A 15500-nucleotide genomic window follows, 5' to 3' on the forward strand; every position below is an offset into this window, starting at 1 on the left:
CACGATGATCGGCGCGGGCCTAACGTCTCGGTGTGCAACCGTGCCCGCGCCCGACCACGTCCCTGCTGCGGGCGGCCACCCTGCTGGTGGCCGCCCTGCTCCTCGTCGGCTGCTCCGCCGGCCGCCCCGCCGCCTCGTCGGCGCAGGACACCGCGCCCTGGCCGGGACAGACCGCCTCGGAGCGCGTCGGCGCCCCGGGGCTGGAGGCGCTGCGGACCAAGTTCCGCTTCTACGCCCAGGACCCCTGCTGGTCGAGCGACCCGGCGACGGTCTTCCCGCGCTGCGGCCGGTTCACCACCGAGATCCGCAACGCCCTGCCCCAGGTCCGCCAGGACGCACCGGCCGCGGCCGCGCAGGCCGACCTCGTCGGGAAGGCGCTCGACGACTTCGCCGCGAAGGGCTGCCAGGCCGACCCGGGCACCCTCGCCGAGGGCGACGCCGCCGTCTGCGGCCCGGCCTTCCACGCGGTCCAGGAGACCGCCCAGGGCATGGCGACGGCCGCCGGCGCCGGGACCTGAGGACCCTGCCCGTCCATGATCACCGGTTGTGGAGTCCGGAGTGCACTCGACGACCTCTGCGCTCCACAACCGGTGATCATGAACCGGTGGAGTCGCAGCGTCACCCCGCGGCGGCCCCGGCGAGGAACGCGTCGAGCTCCGCCCGGGTCGGCGCGGTGGCCGGCCCGTACCGGGTGACCGCGAGCGCCGCGGCCGCACCGGCCCGCGCGACCGCCTCGGACCATGCGGTGCCGCGCAGCAGCTCCGCGGCCAGGACCCCGCAGTGGGCGTCCCCGGCCCCGTTGGTGTCGACGGCGTCGACCACCGGCGCCGGGACGGCCTCCACCGCCCCGTCGCGGACGACCACGCAGCCCGCGGCACCGTCGCGGACGACCACGGCCGCGTCGTCGCGCAACCGCCGGGCCAGGGCCCCGGCGGCACGCGCCGCGGTCGGCTCCCCGGTGAGCAGCCGCGCCTCCCGCGCGTTGGTGCTCAGCACCCCGGTGGCGGCGAGCATCCGCTCCCACAGCGCGTCCGGCACGTCCGTGACCAGGGGCCCCGGATCGAGCAGGACCGTCGCCGAGGACTCCTCGGCCGCGGCGACCAGCGACGCGGCCTTGTCCGGGACGAGCAGGCTGTAGCCGGAGACGTAGAGCACGTCGTCGGCGGTGGTCGCCGGGAGCCCGGCGGGCGGCGCGGTCTCGACCCCGCTGCCGGTCACGAAGGTCCGTTCCCCGGACGGGTCGACCAGGGTCACGCAGACGCCGGTGTCGCCGCCGGGATCGGGCGGCGCGGTCGCCGTGACGCCCTCCGCGGCCAGCGCGGCCCGCACGAGGTCACCGTGCGGACCGGTGCCGTGCCCGCCGGCGTAGAGGACCTCGGCCCCGGCCCGGGCGGCCGCGGCGACGACGTTGAACCCGCCGCCGGGCAGCATCGTGGTGGCGGTGGCGAGCACGTCGCCGCCGGGCGGGGGCAGCGCGGGCACCCGCATGACCAGGTCGACCAGGACCTGTCCGGAGTGGACGAGCCTGCCGGTCACCGCTGCTCCCGGGCCCCGCCCAGCGCGGCGTACACCCCGGCGGCGACGACGAAGGTGATCACCCAGGCCAGCCCGTTCTCGCCGAACCAGGTGCCGGCGAGCGGCCCGGTGAACCACGGCTCGGCCGACGGCCCGACGGTGGCGAACAGGTAGCCGACGACGATCGCCAGCGCCCAGGCCGCCGTCGCCCGCGGCTCGATCCCGCCGCGGTACCAGTAGCCGCTGCCGCGCGAGGTGTCCATCAGGGCCACCGGGTCGTAGTGGCGGCGACGCAGCATGTCGACGGCGAACACCCCGACCCACGCGGTGATCGGGACCGCGAGGGCGCTGATGAAGGCGATGAACGGCGGGTAGAAGCCGTCGGCGATCAGCATGAAGTAGATCGCACCGGCGAAGGTCACCAGCACGTCGACGACGACGGCGTACACCCGCGGCAGCCGCACGCCCAGGGTCAGCGTGGTCAGCCCGGCCGAGTAGACCGACAGGTGGTTGGACAGCAGCAGCCCGCCGAACGCGGCGACCAGGTACGGGATCGCCATCCAGGCCGGGAGCAGGTCGCGGATCGCGGCGACCGGGTCGTCGGCCGTCGCCAGGGTCGGGTCCCCGGCGGCGAGCAGGCTGCCCAGCGAGATGAGCAGGACCAGCGGGATGCCCGCACCGGCCGCGGCCGAGGCGACCAGGGAACCGGCCCGCACCGACGGGGACTGGTAGCGGGACATGTCGGCCGACGCGTTGGCCCAGCCGATCCCGGTGCCGGCGGCGATCACCCCGACCGCGGCGACGACCGCACCCGACGGGGCGGGGGCGGCCGCGGCGACCGCGGCCCAGTCGACGGTGGCGACCAGGAACCCGCCGACGACGATGTTCAGCGCACCGAACACCCAGGTCGCCCAGCGCTGCACCGCCACGAGCACCGCGTGCCCCAGCCCGGCGACGAGCACCGTGCACAGCACGAACACCGCGATGCAGACGATCGTGATCACCGGGTGGTCCTTCGCCGACGGGCTGGTGCCCGCGACGATCGTGACCAGCGACAGCAACGCGAACGCGGCCGTGGTGGTGTTCACCGTCTCCCAGCCCAGCCGCGACAGCAGCGACACCAGGGTCGGTCCGATGTTGCCGCGGGCGCCGAACACCGCGCGCGACAGGGTCAGGCCGGGTGCCCCGCCACGCCGACCGGCGATCGACACCGCGCCGACGATCGCGAACGACCCGACGCTGCCGAGCACCGCGGCGAGCACGGCCTGGGTGATGTTGAGCCCGGACGCGACCAGCGTCGCGCCCAGCGGGAGGCCGAGGATGGAGATGTTGGCGGCGAACCAGACCCAGAAGAGCTGGCCCGGGCGGCCGTGCCGCTCGGCGACCGGGACGGGCTCGATGCCCCGGGTCTCGAGCGTCCCGTTCCCGGCGGTGCCGGTGTCGGTCGTACTGGTGGCCATGGCGGCCTCCTGTCAGGAGGGAAGGCGGAGGCGGAGCAGCCCCTCGACCACGTCGTCGAGGGGGTCGAGCAGGGGCGCGTTGACCCGGCGGACGGTGCCGACGAGGTCGGCGGGCAGTGCGGCGGCGCCGTGCACCGCCCCGAGGACCGCGCCGCAGATCGCGGCGACGGTGTCGGTGTCGCCGCCGAGGGACACGGCGGTGACCAGCGCGGCCCGCGGGTCGTCGCCGAGGGCGGCGGCGAGACCGAGGGCGGCGACGACGGACTCGGTCGCGGTGACCGAGGTGCCGACGACGTCGGTGACGGTGTCGGCGAGCGCGGCCCGGTCGAGACCGGGCAGGACCCGGAACGCGATGTCGAGGCGGGCGGCGACGTCGGCGCCGGCCGCCCAGCCGCCGCGTCGCGCACCGGCCCGGGCGGCGTCGAGCGCGGCGTCCAGCGCGGCAGGGAGCCCCGCGCCGGACACCCCGGCCGACACCGCGGTGGCCACCGCGGCGGCGGCCGCGATCCCGGGCGCGGTGTGGTGGGTGACGACCGCCGACTCGACGACGGCGTCGAGGAGCCGCGGGCCGGTGTGCGCGATGCCGACCGGCGCGACACGCATCGCGGCGCCGTTGGTGACGCCGTCGCGGCCGGCGAGCTCGGGGGGTTCGCCGTCCGCGAGCCGGGTCAGGGCCCGGCGGGTGGAGGGGCCGAGCAGATCCAGCGACCCGCGCCGGATCATGTCCTGCTCCCACGTCTCCAGGGCACCGGCGAACACCCGGGCCGGGACGTGGCCGTCGTGGTCGAGCAGGATGCGGGCGAGCAGCAGCGCCTGCTCGGTGTCGTCGGTGACGGTGCCCGCCGGGAGCTTCGGGGCGATCGGCTGGTCGTCGGCGCCGTCGAGGAGCCGGTCGACGACGCCGTAGCGCTCCGCGATCGCGGACCGGGACAGCGACTGGGTGGGCATGCCGAGCGCGTCGCCGACGGCGAGGCCGAGCAGCGCGCCCAGTGCGCGGTCGTGCGGGTCGCTCACCGGGTCTCCCCGAACGCGAGGTGGAACCGGAAGCGCTGCGGGTCCAGCAGGCTGACGACGTGCTCGACGAGCCCGCCGCGGGCGTCGCGGGTGACCCGGACGGCGTGCAGGAACAGCTCGCCGGGCTCGCGTTCGAGGGTGACGGCGTCGGCCGTGTCGAGCGGGGCCACCGCGATCCACTGCTCCCCCGCGATGCCGAGCAGGCCCGCCGCGGCGAGGGTGGCGGTGATCGAGCCGTCGACGAGCCCGGTCTCCGGGAGCCGCGCGAGGTGACCGGTGGCGGGCAGCGAGGCGGTCTCCAGCGAGACCGGGACGGCCCCGGCGCGCCGCAGCCGGCGCACGGTGACCAGTGGCCCCTCGTACCCGGTGGGACCGGGGTCGCCGCCCGCGGTGATGCCGAGCAGCTCGGTGCCGACGGCCGCGCCGGACGCGGCGAAGGCCTGCGCCCAGCCGAGCCGCTGGTCCAGGGGCGACCCGTCGAAGGTGACGAACGAGCCGACGCCGGTCTCGGTGGTGATGAGGTCGCGCCGGGCGAGCTCGGCCAGCGCGCTGCGGACCGTGCCGCGGGAGACGGCGTAGGTGCGGGCGAGCTGGTTCTCCCCCGGGAGCTGCTCACCGTTCGGCAACCGGCCGGAGCGGATCCGCCCGGCGAGGTCCTCGACGAGGCGCGCCCTCTTGGAACGCCCACCCTGTTCAGACATGTACAAACATGTACAGCACGGGGCAGGCCGCGTCCACCCCCTCCACCGGCCCGCCGACACCGGTGATCCTTCTCCGTGGAGCCGGGAGTGCTCTCCGGGGACGTCGACACTCCCCGGAGAAGGACCATGTGGGCATCCGGCCCGCGGACACGACGAGGACCCGCGTGCCGGCGCGGCACGCGGGTCCCGGTCGTACGGCCTCAGCCGGCGAGCAGCGCCCCCGCCCCGGGCACCCGTGGCTCCAGCCCGAGCCCGGTGAGGATGCGGTGCGTGGTCGCGGTGGCGGCGGACAGCACCGGGATGCCGGCCTCGTCCTGCACCGCCTCGATCGACGGCAGCGACGGCATCTGCACGCATGCGCTGAGCACCAGCGCGTCGGCGCCGGTCAGATCCAGCCTGCGCCAGTGCTCGCGCAGGTCGGCCGGATCGAGCCGGGCGACGGCGAGGTTGTCGGGAACCTGCAGCGACAGCGAGTCGACGACCTCGACCCCTGCGTCCTCGAGGTAGTCCACGACCGCCTTCGTCAGCGGCTCCATGTACGGGGTGATGATCGCGACCCGGGTCGCACCGAGCGCGGCGATCCCCGACAGCAGCGCTCCGGCGCTGGAGACGACGGGGGCGTCGGAGCCCTCCGCCCGCAGTGCGGCGGTGATGTCGTCCTCGGCGGTGCAGTGGTAGCCGGGGCCCTGCGCCATGATCGCGACCAGGCAGGCCGTCGCGACGACGTCCGGCCGGGCGTCGGCCAGCTCGGCCGCGGCCCGCTGGGCCTGGGCGTTCATCGCGCGCAGCTGCTCGGGGGTCACGTGCTGCATCCGGGCCCGCGCCGCGTGGAAGACGAACCGGTCGTCGGGCAGCACGTCCTCCCGGGCGCGCAGCATCCGCGGCAGCTCGGTCTCCATCGTCAGGTTCGAGGACGGGACGATCATGCCGATGTGGTGGTCGCGCGTCATCGGCGCGCCACCGGCTTCATCTCCGGCACGGTCAGCTCACCGGCGTCGACGATCAGCTCGTCGTCGAGGAACAGGGAGTTGCCGCGCATCGGGATGTCGAAGTGGCAGGCGGTGTCGTTCGGGCCGCCGAGCTCGTTGTTCGGGCCGATCGAGAACATGACGTTGCCGTAGAAGCTGCGCAGCTCCATGCCCATGCCGCCGCCGAACTGGGTCAGGCCGTGCCAGTGGGCGCGCTCGTCGAGACCCCAGCCGACGTGGCTCATGCCGTAGCCGCGCGGGTCGTCGAAGGACTCGATGTAGGAGCGGAGCAGGTCCGCGTCGAGACCGGAGGAGCCGGCGCCGCCGCGGATGTCGCGGATGAAGCCCTGCTCGATGGTGATCTCCACCGGGGTCTGCACGTAGGTGTTGAACGGCAGCAGCACGTCCCCGGGGGCGAGGACGATCTTCCCGTCGACGCCGTCGTCGGAGCCGCCGGTGAACACGAACGCCGCGGGCCAGTGGTCCCAGCGACCGGGGGTGTCGGTGTAGCCGTACTCGCTCAGCGTCGGGTACATGCCGAGCTGGTAGGTCACGTCGGTGCCGTGCGGGCTGGTGATCCGCATGGTCGAGGCCTTGGCCAGCAGCTCCGCGCCGGTCTCGACGCGTTCGCGCAGCTCGGTGGTCGGCATCAGCCGGGCGAGCAGCTCGGGCGGCTCGACGGCGGTGAGGATCCGGGTGCCGGCGTCCTGGATCGCGAACTGCTCCTTGCTGAACAGCAGGAACGTGCAGTCCACGACCATGTCCGCGGCCTTGAGGGCCTCCACGGCCAGGGGGATGTTCCCCAGGCCGGAGTCGCCGACCGCCCAGGCACCGCCCGCGCTCGCCGGCGACGGCAGCCGCATGTGATAGCCGGTCGCGCCCAGCTTCTGGATCGCCCAGAGGAACGCGTCGGCGTACTCGGTCCGTTCCGCGCCCCGGGTGAGCACGACGACCGTCTCCCCCTCGTGCACGCCCGACAGCGTCAGCTGCTGCAGGCAGATGTCGTTGAACAGGTTCTGGTCCATCGCGCACCTCCGTGTCTCGTCCTATTAATCCGAGCACGTACTATCCGGATACGCAAGACCTTCGGACGGGCGGAAACGGCACCGTCACACGGGGCGGATCAGCCGGGGGCGCCGTCGCAGACGGACTTCAGCGACCGCCCGAGGGCGTTGCGGTGGACCTCGTCGAGCCCCTGCGCCTGCTCGACCGCGGCCTGGGCCAGGGTCGACGGGCACTCCTCGTTCGCCCGGGCCGGTCCGGCCAGCTTCAGGGCGGCCACGAGCTCGTCGCCGATCCGGTCGAGCTGCGGCCGCACCCGGGCCAGCTCGGGCCGCTGCGCCGGAAGCGTGTCGGGCCGGTCGGTCCACTGCCGGATCAGGTCGTTCTGCACCTGGGTGCTCGCCGCGATCTGGTCGGCGACGACCCGGGCCGTCCAGTCGGGGTCGACGCCGTCGCGGGCCGCGTCCGCCCGCGCCTGCGCGACGACGGCCGCCTCCCGCACCGGGTCGGTGACGGCCGCCCCGGTGCCGAACTTCGCCGCGGCGACCTGGTCGGAGACCTGGGCGCGCTGCGCGGACAGCTGCACGACCCGGACGAGCCCGTCGGCCGGGGACGCGCCGGGCGGCCCCTCGGTCAGCGGGAGGGGCTGGTCGCCGCACCCGGCCAGCAGGCCCAGGACCAGGAGCGCCCCGGCCAGTGCGGTACCGCGTGTGCCGATCACAGCGGCGAGCCTACGACCGCAGCGGTCGCGCCCCACCGCCGCCTGCGGCGATGCTGGCGGGCGTGGACACCGCGGTCATCCTGGAAGTGGCGCTGAACGGCACGACGACGCGGGAGCGCAACCCGCACGTGCCCCGCACCCCGGCGGAGGTGGCCGAGCAGGCCGCCGACGTCCTCGACGCGGGCGCGGCGATCGTGCACCACCACAACGACGAGCCGATGTTCACCGTCGACGGAGTGCACGCCGTCGAGCCGTACCTGGCGGCCTGGGACCCGGTCGTGGCCGCGCACCCCGACGCGCTGCTCTACCCGACGATGGCGGCCGGGGCCCGGGACATCCCGGTGACCCGGCGGTGGGCGCACGTCGAGGAGCTGGGCCGGCGCGGACACATGACACTGGTCGACCCCGGCTCGGTCAACGTCGGCCTGCTCGACGACGGCACCTGCCCGGACGCGGCGGCGCCGGAGCCGTACCAGAACTCCGTCGCCGACACCGAGTACATGTTCGCCCGCACCGCCGAGCTGGGCGCCGCCCCGAGCATCTCGATCTTCGAGCCGGGGTTCCTGCGCACCACGCTGACCCTGCACCGGCATGGGCGGGTCCCGCCGGGCGCGATCGTGAAGCTGTACTTCGCCGACCGGCTGCAGTTCGGGCTGCCGCCGACGCCCGCCGCACTGGAGGCCTACCTGGAGCTGCTGGAGCCCTCGGGCCTGCCGTGGTCGGTGGCCGTGCTGGGCGGTGACGTCGTCGCCTCCGGGCTGGCCGAGCTGGCGGTGCGCCGCGGCGGGCACCTGCGGGTCGGCCTGGAGGACTTCGACGACGGCCGGGGCACGGCGCCGTCCAACCGGGAGCTGCTCGACGGTGCCCTGCGCGTGCTGGACCGGGTGGGCGCGACACCCGCCTCCCCCGCGGCCGCCCGCGACATTCTCGGAATCCGGCCGCACGGGTGATCCTTTCACCGTGACACACCGCGGGGGTGTGTTTCCGGTCGACCCGGACACACATCCCCGCGGGGAATTCGGCGACGCCGACCGTCAGCCGGTCCGCGGATTCCCGCGGCCGGCTCCGGCCGGCCCGGTCAGAACCAGGCTTTCCGCCCACCCACCGGACGTCCGATCGCTCCGAGGATCAACAGGACCACACCGACGATCACCAGCAGACCGCCGATGTAGTAGAGGAGCTGGATGCCGGCGAAATACCCCACCAGCAACAGGATCAGACCAAGAATGATCATTTCGTGTCCCCTCCCAGGAATGTGAGGGGAAAGTACTCACATACGGGTTCCCGTGCAGTGCGGGAATCGATTCCGATGCGCGTGTCGTGACCTGCGGTGCGCCGGACGGTGCGCGAGCGCCGTCACACGACGGAACGGTTCGGGCCGGTGCCGGACCGGGAACACGGCCCTCGCACCCCAGCGCGAGGAGGTACGACATGAGCCGCACCGTGGCCGACCAGATGATCGAGCTGCTGCACCAGGCCGGCGTCGAACGCATCTACGGGCTGGTGGGTGACAGTCTCAACCCGATCGCGGACGCGATCCGCCGCGACGGCCGCATCCGGTGGGTGCACGTCCACAACGAGGAGGCCGCCGCGCTCGCGGCCGCGGCGGAGGCCCAGCTCACCGGGCGGCTCGCGGTCTGCGCCGGCAGCTGCGGCCCGGGCAACACGCACCTGATCCAGGGCCTGATGGACGCCCACCGCACCGGTGCGCCGGTGCTGGCGATCGCCTCGCACATCCCGTCGACCCAGATCGGCACCGGCTACTTCCAGGAGACGCACCCGGAGCGGCTGTTCACCGAGTGCTCGGCGTACTGCGAGCTGATCTCGCGGCCCGAGCAGATGCCCCGGATGCAGCGGATCGCCATGCAGACCGCGCTCGCCGAGTCCGACGTGGCGGTGCTGGTCCTGCCCGGCGACGTCAGCGCGCTCGACGCGCCGAACGACACCGGCACCTCGCACCTGGCCCCGCCCACCGGCGTCGTGCGGCCGTCCGAGGAGCAGGTGGCCGAGCTGGCCCGGCTCGTCGACGCCGCGGACACCGTGACGCTGTTCGTCGGCGCCGGGATCGAGCACGCCCGCGAGCAGGTGCTCGCCCTCGCCGAGAAGGTGAAGGCGCCGATCGGCCACTCGCTGCGCGGCAAGGAGTGGATCCAGTACGACAACGCCCACGACGTCGGCATGTCCGGGCTGCTCGGCTACGGCGCCTGCTACGAAGCGACCCACGAGGCCGACCTGCTGGTCCTGATCGGCACCGACTTCCCCTACGACTCGTTCCTGCCGCAGGCCCGCACCGTGCAGATCGACACCGACCCCGCGCGCCTCGGCCGGCGCACATTGCTGGAGCTGGGTGTGCACGGCGACGCCGCGTCCACCCTGGACGCGCTGCTGCCGCGGATCGCGGAGAAGACCGACCGCTCCTTCCTCGACCGGATGCTGCGCCGCCACGCCGAGGCGCTGGAGAAGGTGGTCGGCGCCTACACCCACAAGGTCTCCGACCTGCGCCCGATCCACCCCGAGCACGTCGCGGCGGTCCTCGACGAGGAGATGGCCGACGACGCGATCGCCACCGTCGACACCGGGATGTGCAACGTGTGGGCGGCGCGCTACCTGTCCCCCAACGGCCGGCGCCGGATCATCGGCTCCTACCGGCACGGGACGATGGCCAACGCCCTGCCGCACGCGATCGGCGCCCAGCTCGCCCACCCGGACCGGCAGGTGGTGTCGCTGTCCGGCGACGGCGGGCTGACCATGCTGCTCGGCGAGCTGCTGACCGCGGCCGAGCACGACCTGCCGCTGACCGTCGTCGCGTTCAACAACGGATCGCTGGGCATGATCCGGCTGGAGATGATGGTGGCGGGCTACCCGTCCTTCCAGACCGACCACGGCCCGGCCGACCTGGCCGGGATCGCCCGCGCCGCCGGCCTGTACGCCGAGGCCGTCGACGACCCGTCCGACGTGCGCGCGGCGCTGCGCCGGGCGCTGGACCACCGCGGTCCGGCGCTGGTCGACGTGCGCACCGACCCGAATGCGCTGTCCATCCCGCCGCACATCACCGCGGCGCAGGTCCGCGGGTTCGCACTCGCCGCGACCCGCACGGTGCTCGACGGCGGCGTCGGGAAGATGGTCGAGCTGGCGCGCAGCAACCTGCGGTCGATCCCCCGCCCCTGAGCAGGGCGCCTCAGCCGGCGCGGGCGGCGAGCCCGGGAGCCGAGACCGCGTGGTCCAGCGCGATCGCGGCGGCCCCCCGGAGCACGCCGTCCTCGCCGTGCGCGTCGTCGTGCACCGGCGGCGCGAGGGCGCGGCGGAAGGCCATCAGACCGTCGTCATAGGCGACGGCGAACGCCTCCGGCGCCGCGGCGCGCAGGGCGGGCCCGAGCCCGGCCAGCACGACGACCTCCGGGTCGTGCGCGTTGACCAGGCCGGCGACGCCGCGGGCCAGCGCCGCCGACGCGCTCGTCACCGCCGCCGACGGGCCGGGCTCACCGGCCGAGGCGCGGTCGAGCACGGTGCGTGCGTAGCTGTACGGAGCGTCCGGCTCGGGCTCGCCCAGCATCCGGGCGAGCGCCCGGCCGTCGACGCCGGTGGTCCAGCAGCCGCGGGCACCGCAGGCACAGCGGGCGGCCGGGTCACCGAAGGGCAGGTGCCCCAGCTCCCCCGCCGCGCCCCGGGCACCGGCCTGGGCACGCCCGTCGAGCAGCAGCGCGCCGCCGATGCCCACCTCGACGGTGAGGAACAACGCCGTGCCCGCACCGGCCGCGGCACCGTCGCGGACCTCGGCGACACCGGCCAGGTTCGCGTCGTTGCCGACCAGCACGGGCAGGCCCAGCCCGGCGCCGATCCGGCGCACGTCGAGCGGGCTCCAGCCCTGCCCGCCGCCCGTCTCGGCCAGGTACTCGTCGACGACGGTCGCCGCGACCCCGATCCCGACCGCCACGACCGCTCCGGGCGCGTCCGCGACCAGCTCGCCGACCACCCCGGCCAGCTCCGCGGCGACGGCGTCGGGGTCGCGACGGCGGTGCCGCCCCGAGCGCACCGCGACCGGGGTCCCGTCGAGTCCGGCGAACCCGGCCCGCCAGCCCTCGAACCGCACGTCGACGGCGACGACGCCCGGCCCGTCCGGGTTGGGCGTCAGGGTCGTGGTCGGTCGCCCGCGCCCGCCGCAGGGGGCGCGCTCCTCGGTGACCCAGCCGAGGTCGCGCAGCCGGGCCGCGATCTCGGTGGCCGAGCCGCTGGCCAGGCGCAGGCGCCGGGCGAGCTCGACGCGGGTGAGGCCGGGTTCGCGGCGGACCTCGTCCAGGACCTCGGCGGTGGCGCGCCAGCGGTCGGTCTCGGCGCGCCCGGGCGCATCCGTGCCGGAACGTGAACCGGCCGACATCGACGTCATCCGGTTTGACACCTCCGGCCTCCCGAGATTTATCCTCGTGTCACGATGAAAAAGGCTCTCACCTCGTCCCAGTCTTCCACCCCCGGGCCCGCGCTCGCCGCGATGGCCCTCGGCGGTCTGGCCATCGGCACCACCGAGTTCGCCTCGATGGGTCTACTGCCGGCCTTCGCCGCCGACCTCGGTGCCACCGTGCCGCAGGCAGGCACGGCCATCAGCGCCTACGCGCTCGGCGTCGTCGTCGGCGCGCCGGTGCTCGCCGTGCTCGGCGCGCGGTGGCCCCGCAAGCACCTCGTCCTGGCCCTGGCGGGCGCGCTGGCGGTGACCAACGTGCTGTCGGCGTTCGCCCCGACGTTCGGCACCTTCGTCGCCACCCGGTTCCTGGCCGGGCTGCCGCACGGCGCCTACTTCGGCACCGCATCGGTGCTCGCCGCCTCCCTGGTCCCCCGCGAGCGGCGGCCACGGGCGATCGCGACGGTGATGAGCGGGCTGATGATCGCCAACATCGTCGGCGTCCCGGGCGCGACCTGGCTCGGGCAGAACGCGGGCTGGCCGGCGGCCTACCTGACCGTCGGCGCCGTCGCGGCGCTCACGATGCTGGCCGTCTGGCGACTGGTCCCCGACGTCCGCGACGAGCGCCGCGGCTCGGTGCTGGGCGAGCTGTCGGCACTGCGCCGCGGCCAGGTCTGGATCACGATGGCGGTCATCGCGACCGGGTTCGGCGGCTCGTTCGCCGTGTACAGCTACATCACCCCGGTGCTCACCGAGGTGTCCGGGCTCGCCACCGCGGCCGTGCCGCTCGCACTGGCCGTGTTCGGGCTCGGTATGACGCTGGGCAACCAGGTCGGCGGCCGGCTCGCCGAGGCTGCGCCGGTCCGCACGATCGCCTCGGGGCTCGCCGCCGCCGCGGTGTCGATGGCCCTGTTCGCACTCACCGCGTCCTCGCCGGTGTTCGCGCTGATCACGCTGTTCGCACTGGCGTTCACCACCACCGCGACCACCCCGGCCCTGGCGACCCGACTGATGGACGCCGGTCGCGAGGGTCCGACCCTGGGCGCGGCACTGCACCACGCCGCGTTCAACGTGTCCAACGCACTCGGGGCCGCGCTGGGCGCCCTGGTGCTGGCCGCCGGATGGGGCTGGACCGCGCCCGCCGCGGTCGCCACCGTGCTGCCGCTGCTGGGGCTGGCCGCGTTGGGTGTGGCGGTCCGGATGGAGCGCTCCGAGCGGCGCGAGGAGCTCGCCCTGGCCGCCTGAGGATCGCCTGGTAGGTCACACAAGCGAGAGGTGTCGATCAGATCACCTCCGGGAAGCCTGCCCTCGAGTTGATCGTTGCGTAAGACAACGATCCCGTCGAGAGGAGCCCGGACATGTCCGCCGATCTGGACAGCGCCACCGCGCCGCGCAACGGTGCCGCCACGCAGAGCGGGGCCGCGCTGCACAGCGACGTCGAGGAGCTCCTCGACGCCCTCGCCGCCGACCGCGGCCGCGAGGCCCTGGTGCACCGCGACCGCAGGATCACCGCGGGCGAGCTCGTGGACTCCGTGCACCGGCTCGCCCACGTCCTCGACGGCCGGGTCGAGCCGGGCCGGGTCGTGGCGCTGCTGGCCGGCAACACGCCCGAGGCGGTCGTCGCGCGGCTCGCGGTGACACTGCTCGGGGCGGGCATCGCCCAGCCGCACGAGGGCCTGTCCGCCGCCGCGCAGGCCCGCATCGTCGACGACGTCGAGGCGCCGCTCGTCCTCGCCGACGCCGACGCCGCGGCGGCCGCCGAGCCCGTCCTCGCGCTGGTCCCCGGCGTCGACGTGCTCTGGCTCGGCCCGCACGGCACCGATACCGACGTGACGGCCGAGGCCGCGACGGCGTCCACCGAGCCGGTCCGGGGCCGCGCCCGGCCGGACGCCATCGAGCAGATCCGGCACACCGGCGGCACCACCGGCCACCCGAAGGGCATCACCTACACCTTCGACCACCACCGTCGCGGTGCCGCGATGCGCCGCGGGACAGGCGGGTTCGGCAGCGGCGACGCCGGCGCGCGCCTGCTCGTCGCCACGCCGGTCGCCCACGTCGGCGGGTCGCTCGCCGACCGCACCCTCACCGACGGCGGCACCGTCGTCCTGCAGGACGGTTTCGAGCCCGGCGCCTACCTCGCCGCCGTCGAGCGGGAGCGCATCACCCACGGCTTCCTGCTGCCGCCGCTGATCTACCGCCTGCTCGACCACCCCGACCTGGACCGGACCGACCTGTCGTCGCTGCGGTCGCTGGTCTACGGCGGTGCCCCCGCCAACCCGCGGCGCATCGCCGAGGCGCTGCGCCGGATCGGCCCGGTGTTCACCCAGTTCTACGGCCAGACCGAGGCCGGCGGGATCAGCGTGCTCACCGCCGAGGAGCACCGGAACCCCGACCTGCTCGGCACCGTCGGGCGGCCGATCCCCACCACCACGATCGCGATCACCGACGCCGACGGCCGCCCCGTCGCCCCGGGCAGGCGCGGTGAGCTGTGGGTGCACACCGGCATGGAGATGGACGGCTACTGGAAGCAGCCGGAGCTGACCGCCGCCACCGTCGTCGACGGGTGGGTGCGGACCGGCGACGTCGCCCGCCAGGACGCCGACGGCTACCTGCACCTGCTCGACCGGGTCAAGGACATGATCGTCGTCGTGGGCGGGCACGTGTACACCTCCGAGCTGGAGGACCTGCTCATGGAGCACCCGGCCGTCCGGCACGCCGCGGTCTTCGGGGTGCCCGACGACGACGGCACCGAGACCGTGCACGCCGCCGTCGTCACCGACTCCCCGGCGCCGAGCCCGGACGAGCTGACCGGCCTGGTCGCCGACCGCGCCGGCGCGATGTACGTGCCGGACACCGTGGAGTTCGTCGAGCGGATCCCGCTGACCGGGATCGGCAAGACCGACAAGAAGCGGCTGCGCGCCGAGCTCGTCGGTCAGCCGCGCTGACGGACCGCCTCGTAGAGCACCACGGCCGCGGCGATCGAGGCGTTGAGCGAGTTGACCCGCCCGCGCATCGGGATGACCACCGTGGCGTCGGCCCGGTCGAGCCACGCGTCGGTCACCCCGGTGGCCTCGGTCCCGATGACCAGCGCGGTCGGCCCGGTCAGGTCGGTGCCGGCGAGCCCGGTCGTCCCGGCCGGGGTGGTGACGAGGGTGGCGATGCCGCGCCGGTCGAGCCAGTCGAGGACCTCGGCGGTGGACGCGGACGCGACCGGCACCGCGAACACCGTCCCCTTCGACGCCCGCACCACGTTGGGGTTGGCGAAGTCGGTGCCACCGCGCTCCGGGGTCGCGATCACCACCGCGTCCACCCCGCACGCCTCGGCGGTGCGCAGCATCGCCCCGACGTTGCCGGGCTTCTCGACACCCTCGGCGACGAGCACGAGCGGGTCCGGGCCGAGGTCCAGCTCGTCGAGCGGGCGGCCGGGGGCCGGGGCCACGGCGAGCCAGCCGTCCGGGGACTCGCGGTAGGCGATCCGGGCGAACACCTCGCGGGTCACCGAGAACACCCGCGCCGACGGCATCCGGGCCAGCAGCGCGTCCGACCGCACGAGGTCCGGCGCCCAGTACACCTCGGTCGGCTCGACGCCGGCGTCGAGCGCGAGCGCCAGCTCGTCGTGCCCCTCGATCACGGTGACGGCCGCCGCGTCGCGGTGGCGGCGGGTGCGCAGCCGGACCAGGTTCTTGACACGCGGGTTGGCGGTACTGGTCAGGTCGGGCACCCGAC

The 15500-nt window shown here is 74.8% G+C and carries 15 protein-coding genes; 5 read left to right on the forward strand and 10 right to left on the reverse strand.

The window, feature by feature from the left end; translation table 11 throughout:
* Window positions 1-32: 32 nt before the first annotated feature.
* Entirely contained in the window at window positions 33-518 is a 486-nt protein-coding gene (locus DMP15_RS24535) for a hypothetical protein (RefSeq protein ID WP_337826492.1), read from the forward strand.
* A 100-nt stretch (window positions 519-618) separates the two neighbouring features.
* Here the strand turns inward: DMP15_RS24535 and DMP15_RS24540 are convergent, their stop codons facing one another.
* The 7 genes from DMP15_RS24540 to aroQ all read right to left on the reverse strand — a co-directional run bounded on the left by DMP15_RS24540 (window position 619) and on the right by aroQ (window position 7381).
* Entirely contained in the window at window positions 619-1536 is a 918-nt protein-coding gene (locus DMP15_RS24540; protein ID WP_337826493.1) for a PfkB family carbohydrate kinase, read from the reverse strand.
* Complete coding sequence (locus DMP15_RS24545) at window positions 1533-2975, reverse strand: purine-cytosine permease family protein (protein ID WP_073576217.1); 1443 nt, start codon at window positions 2973-2975, stop codon at window positions 1533-1535. Before DMP15_RS24545 ends, DMP15_RS24540 begins: the two co-directional genes overlap by 4 nt.
* 12 nt (window positions 2976-2987) lie before the next feature.
* Window positions 2988-3989: an ADP-ribosylglycohydrolase family protein gene (locus DMP15_RS24550; protein WP_337826494.1), complete on the reverse strand. Its 1002-nt coding sequence runs from the start codon at window positions 3987-3989 to the stop codon at window positions 2988-2990.
* On the reverse strand, window positions 3986-4690 hold the full coding sequence (locus DMP15_RS24555) for a GntR family transcriptional regulator (RefSeq protein ID WP_073576219.1): 705 nt from the start codon (window positions 4688-4690) through the stop codon (window positions 3986-3988). Before DMP15_RS24555 ends, DMP15_RS24550 begins: the two co-directional genes overlap by 4 nt.
* Window positions 4691-4890: 200 nt before the next feature.
* Window positions 4891-5640: a maleate cis-trans isomerase family protein gene (locus DMP15_RS24560; RefSeq protein ID WP_073576220.1), complete on the reverse strand. Its 750-nt coding sequence runs from the start codon at window positions 5638-5640 to the stop codon at window positions 4891-4893.
* The gene (locus tag DMP15_RS24565; RefSeq protein WP_161152227.1) at window positions 5637-6683 is read right to left on the reverse strand and encodes a leucyl aminopeptidase; all 1047 of its coding nucleotides are present in this window, start codon (window positions 6681-6683) and stop codon (window positions 5637-5639) included. The genes DMP15_RS24560 and DMP15_RS24565 overlap by 4 nt, the downstream gene beginning before the upstream one ends.
* Window positions 6684-6781: 98 nt before the next feature.
* Window positions 6782-7381 carry a gamma subclass chorismate mutase AroQ gene (gene aroQ, locus DMP15_RS24570; protein WP_161152228.1) on the reverse strand — a complete coding sequence of 200 codons (600 nt, stop codon included), beginning with the start codon at window positions 7379-7381 and terminating at the stop codon, window positions 6782-6784.
* Window positions 7382-7443: 62 nt separating this feature from the next.
* Here aroQ and DMP15_RS24575 point away from each other — a divergent pair, with 62 nt between their 5' ends.
* Complete coding sequence (locus DMP15_RS24575; RefSeq protein WP_337826495.1) at window positions 7444-8331, forward strand: 3-keto-5-aminohexanoate cleavage protein; 888 nt, start codon at window positions 7444-7446, stop codon at window positions 8329-8331.
* Window positions 8332-8459: 128 nt separating this feature from the next.
* Here the strand turns inward: DMP15_RS24575 and DMP15_RS24580 are convergent, their stop codons facing one another.
* Entirely contained in the window at window positions 8460-8615 is a 156-nt protein-coding gene (locus DMP15_RS24580) for a hypothetical protein (RefSeq protein WP_167410033.1), read from the reverse strand.
* A 197-nt stretch (window positions 8616-8812) separates the two neighbouring features.
* Here DMP15_RS24580 and DMP15_RS24585 point away from each other — a divergent pair, with 197 nt between their 5' ends.
* Window positions 8813-10549: a pyruvate dehydrogenase gene (locus DMP15_RS24585; protein ID WP_073576223.1), complete on the forward strand. Its 1737-nt coding sequence runs from the start codon at window positions 8813-8815 to the stop codon at window positions 10547-10549.
* Window positions 10550-10559: 10 nt separating this feature from the next.
* On the opposite strand, the gene DMP15_RS24590 is transcribed toward DMP15_RS24585, so the two are convergent.
* A complete protein-coding gene (locus DMP15_RS24590; protein ID WP_337826496.1) occupies window positions 10560-11765 on the reverse strand; it encodes an ROK family transcriptional regulator in 1206 nt (401 codons plus the stop codon).
* Window positions 11766-11810: 45 nt separating this feature from the next.
* Here DMP15_RS24590 and DMP15_RS24595 point away from each other — a divergent pair, with 45 nt between their 5' ends.
* Window positions 11811-13019, forward strand: coding sequence for an MFS transporter (locus tag DMP15_RS24595; RefSeq protein ID WP_337826497.1), 1209 nt, complete (start codon window positions 11811-11813; stop codon window positions 13017-13019).
* 113 nt (window positions 13020-13132) lie between these two features.
* Window positions 13133-14719 carry an AMP-binding protein gene (locus tag DMP15_RS24600; protein ID WP_337826498.1) on the forward strand — a complete coding sequence of 529 codons (1587 nt, stop codon included), beginning with the start codon at window positions 13133-13135 and terminating at the stop codon, window positions 14717-14719.
* On the opposite strand, the gene DMP15_RS24605 is transcribed toward DMP15_RS24600, so the two are convergent.
* A complete protein-coding gene (locus DMP15_RS24605) occupies window positions 14707-15495 on the reverse strand; it encodes a TrmH family RNA methyltransferase (RefSeq protein WP_161152886.1) in 789 nt (262 codons plus the stop codon). The genes DMP15_RS24600 and DMP15_RS24605 overlap by 13 nt on opposite strands.
* Window positions 15496-15500 lie beyond the last annotated feature (5 nt).

The organism is Pseudonocardia sp. UM4_GMWB1, from assembly GCF_017312155.1.
Classification (GTDB): Bacteria; Actinomycetota; Actinomycetes; order Mycobacteriales; family Pseudonocardiaceae; genus Pseudonocardia; species Pseudonocardia alni.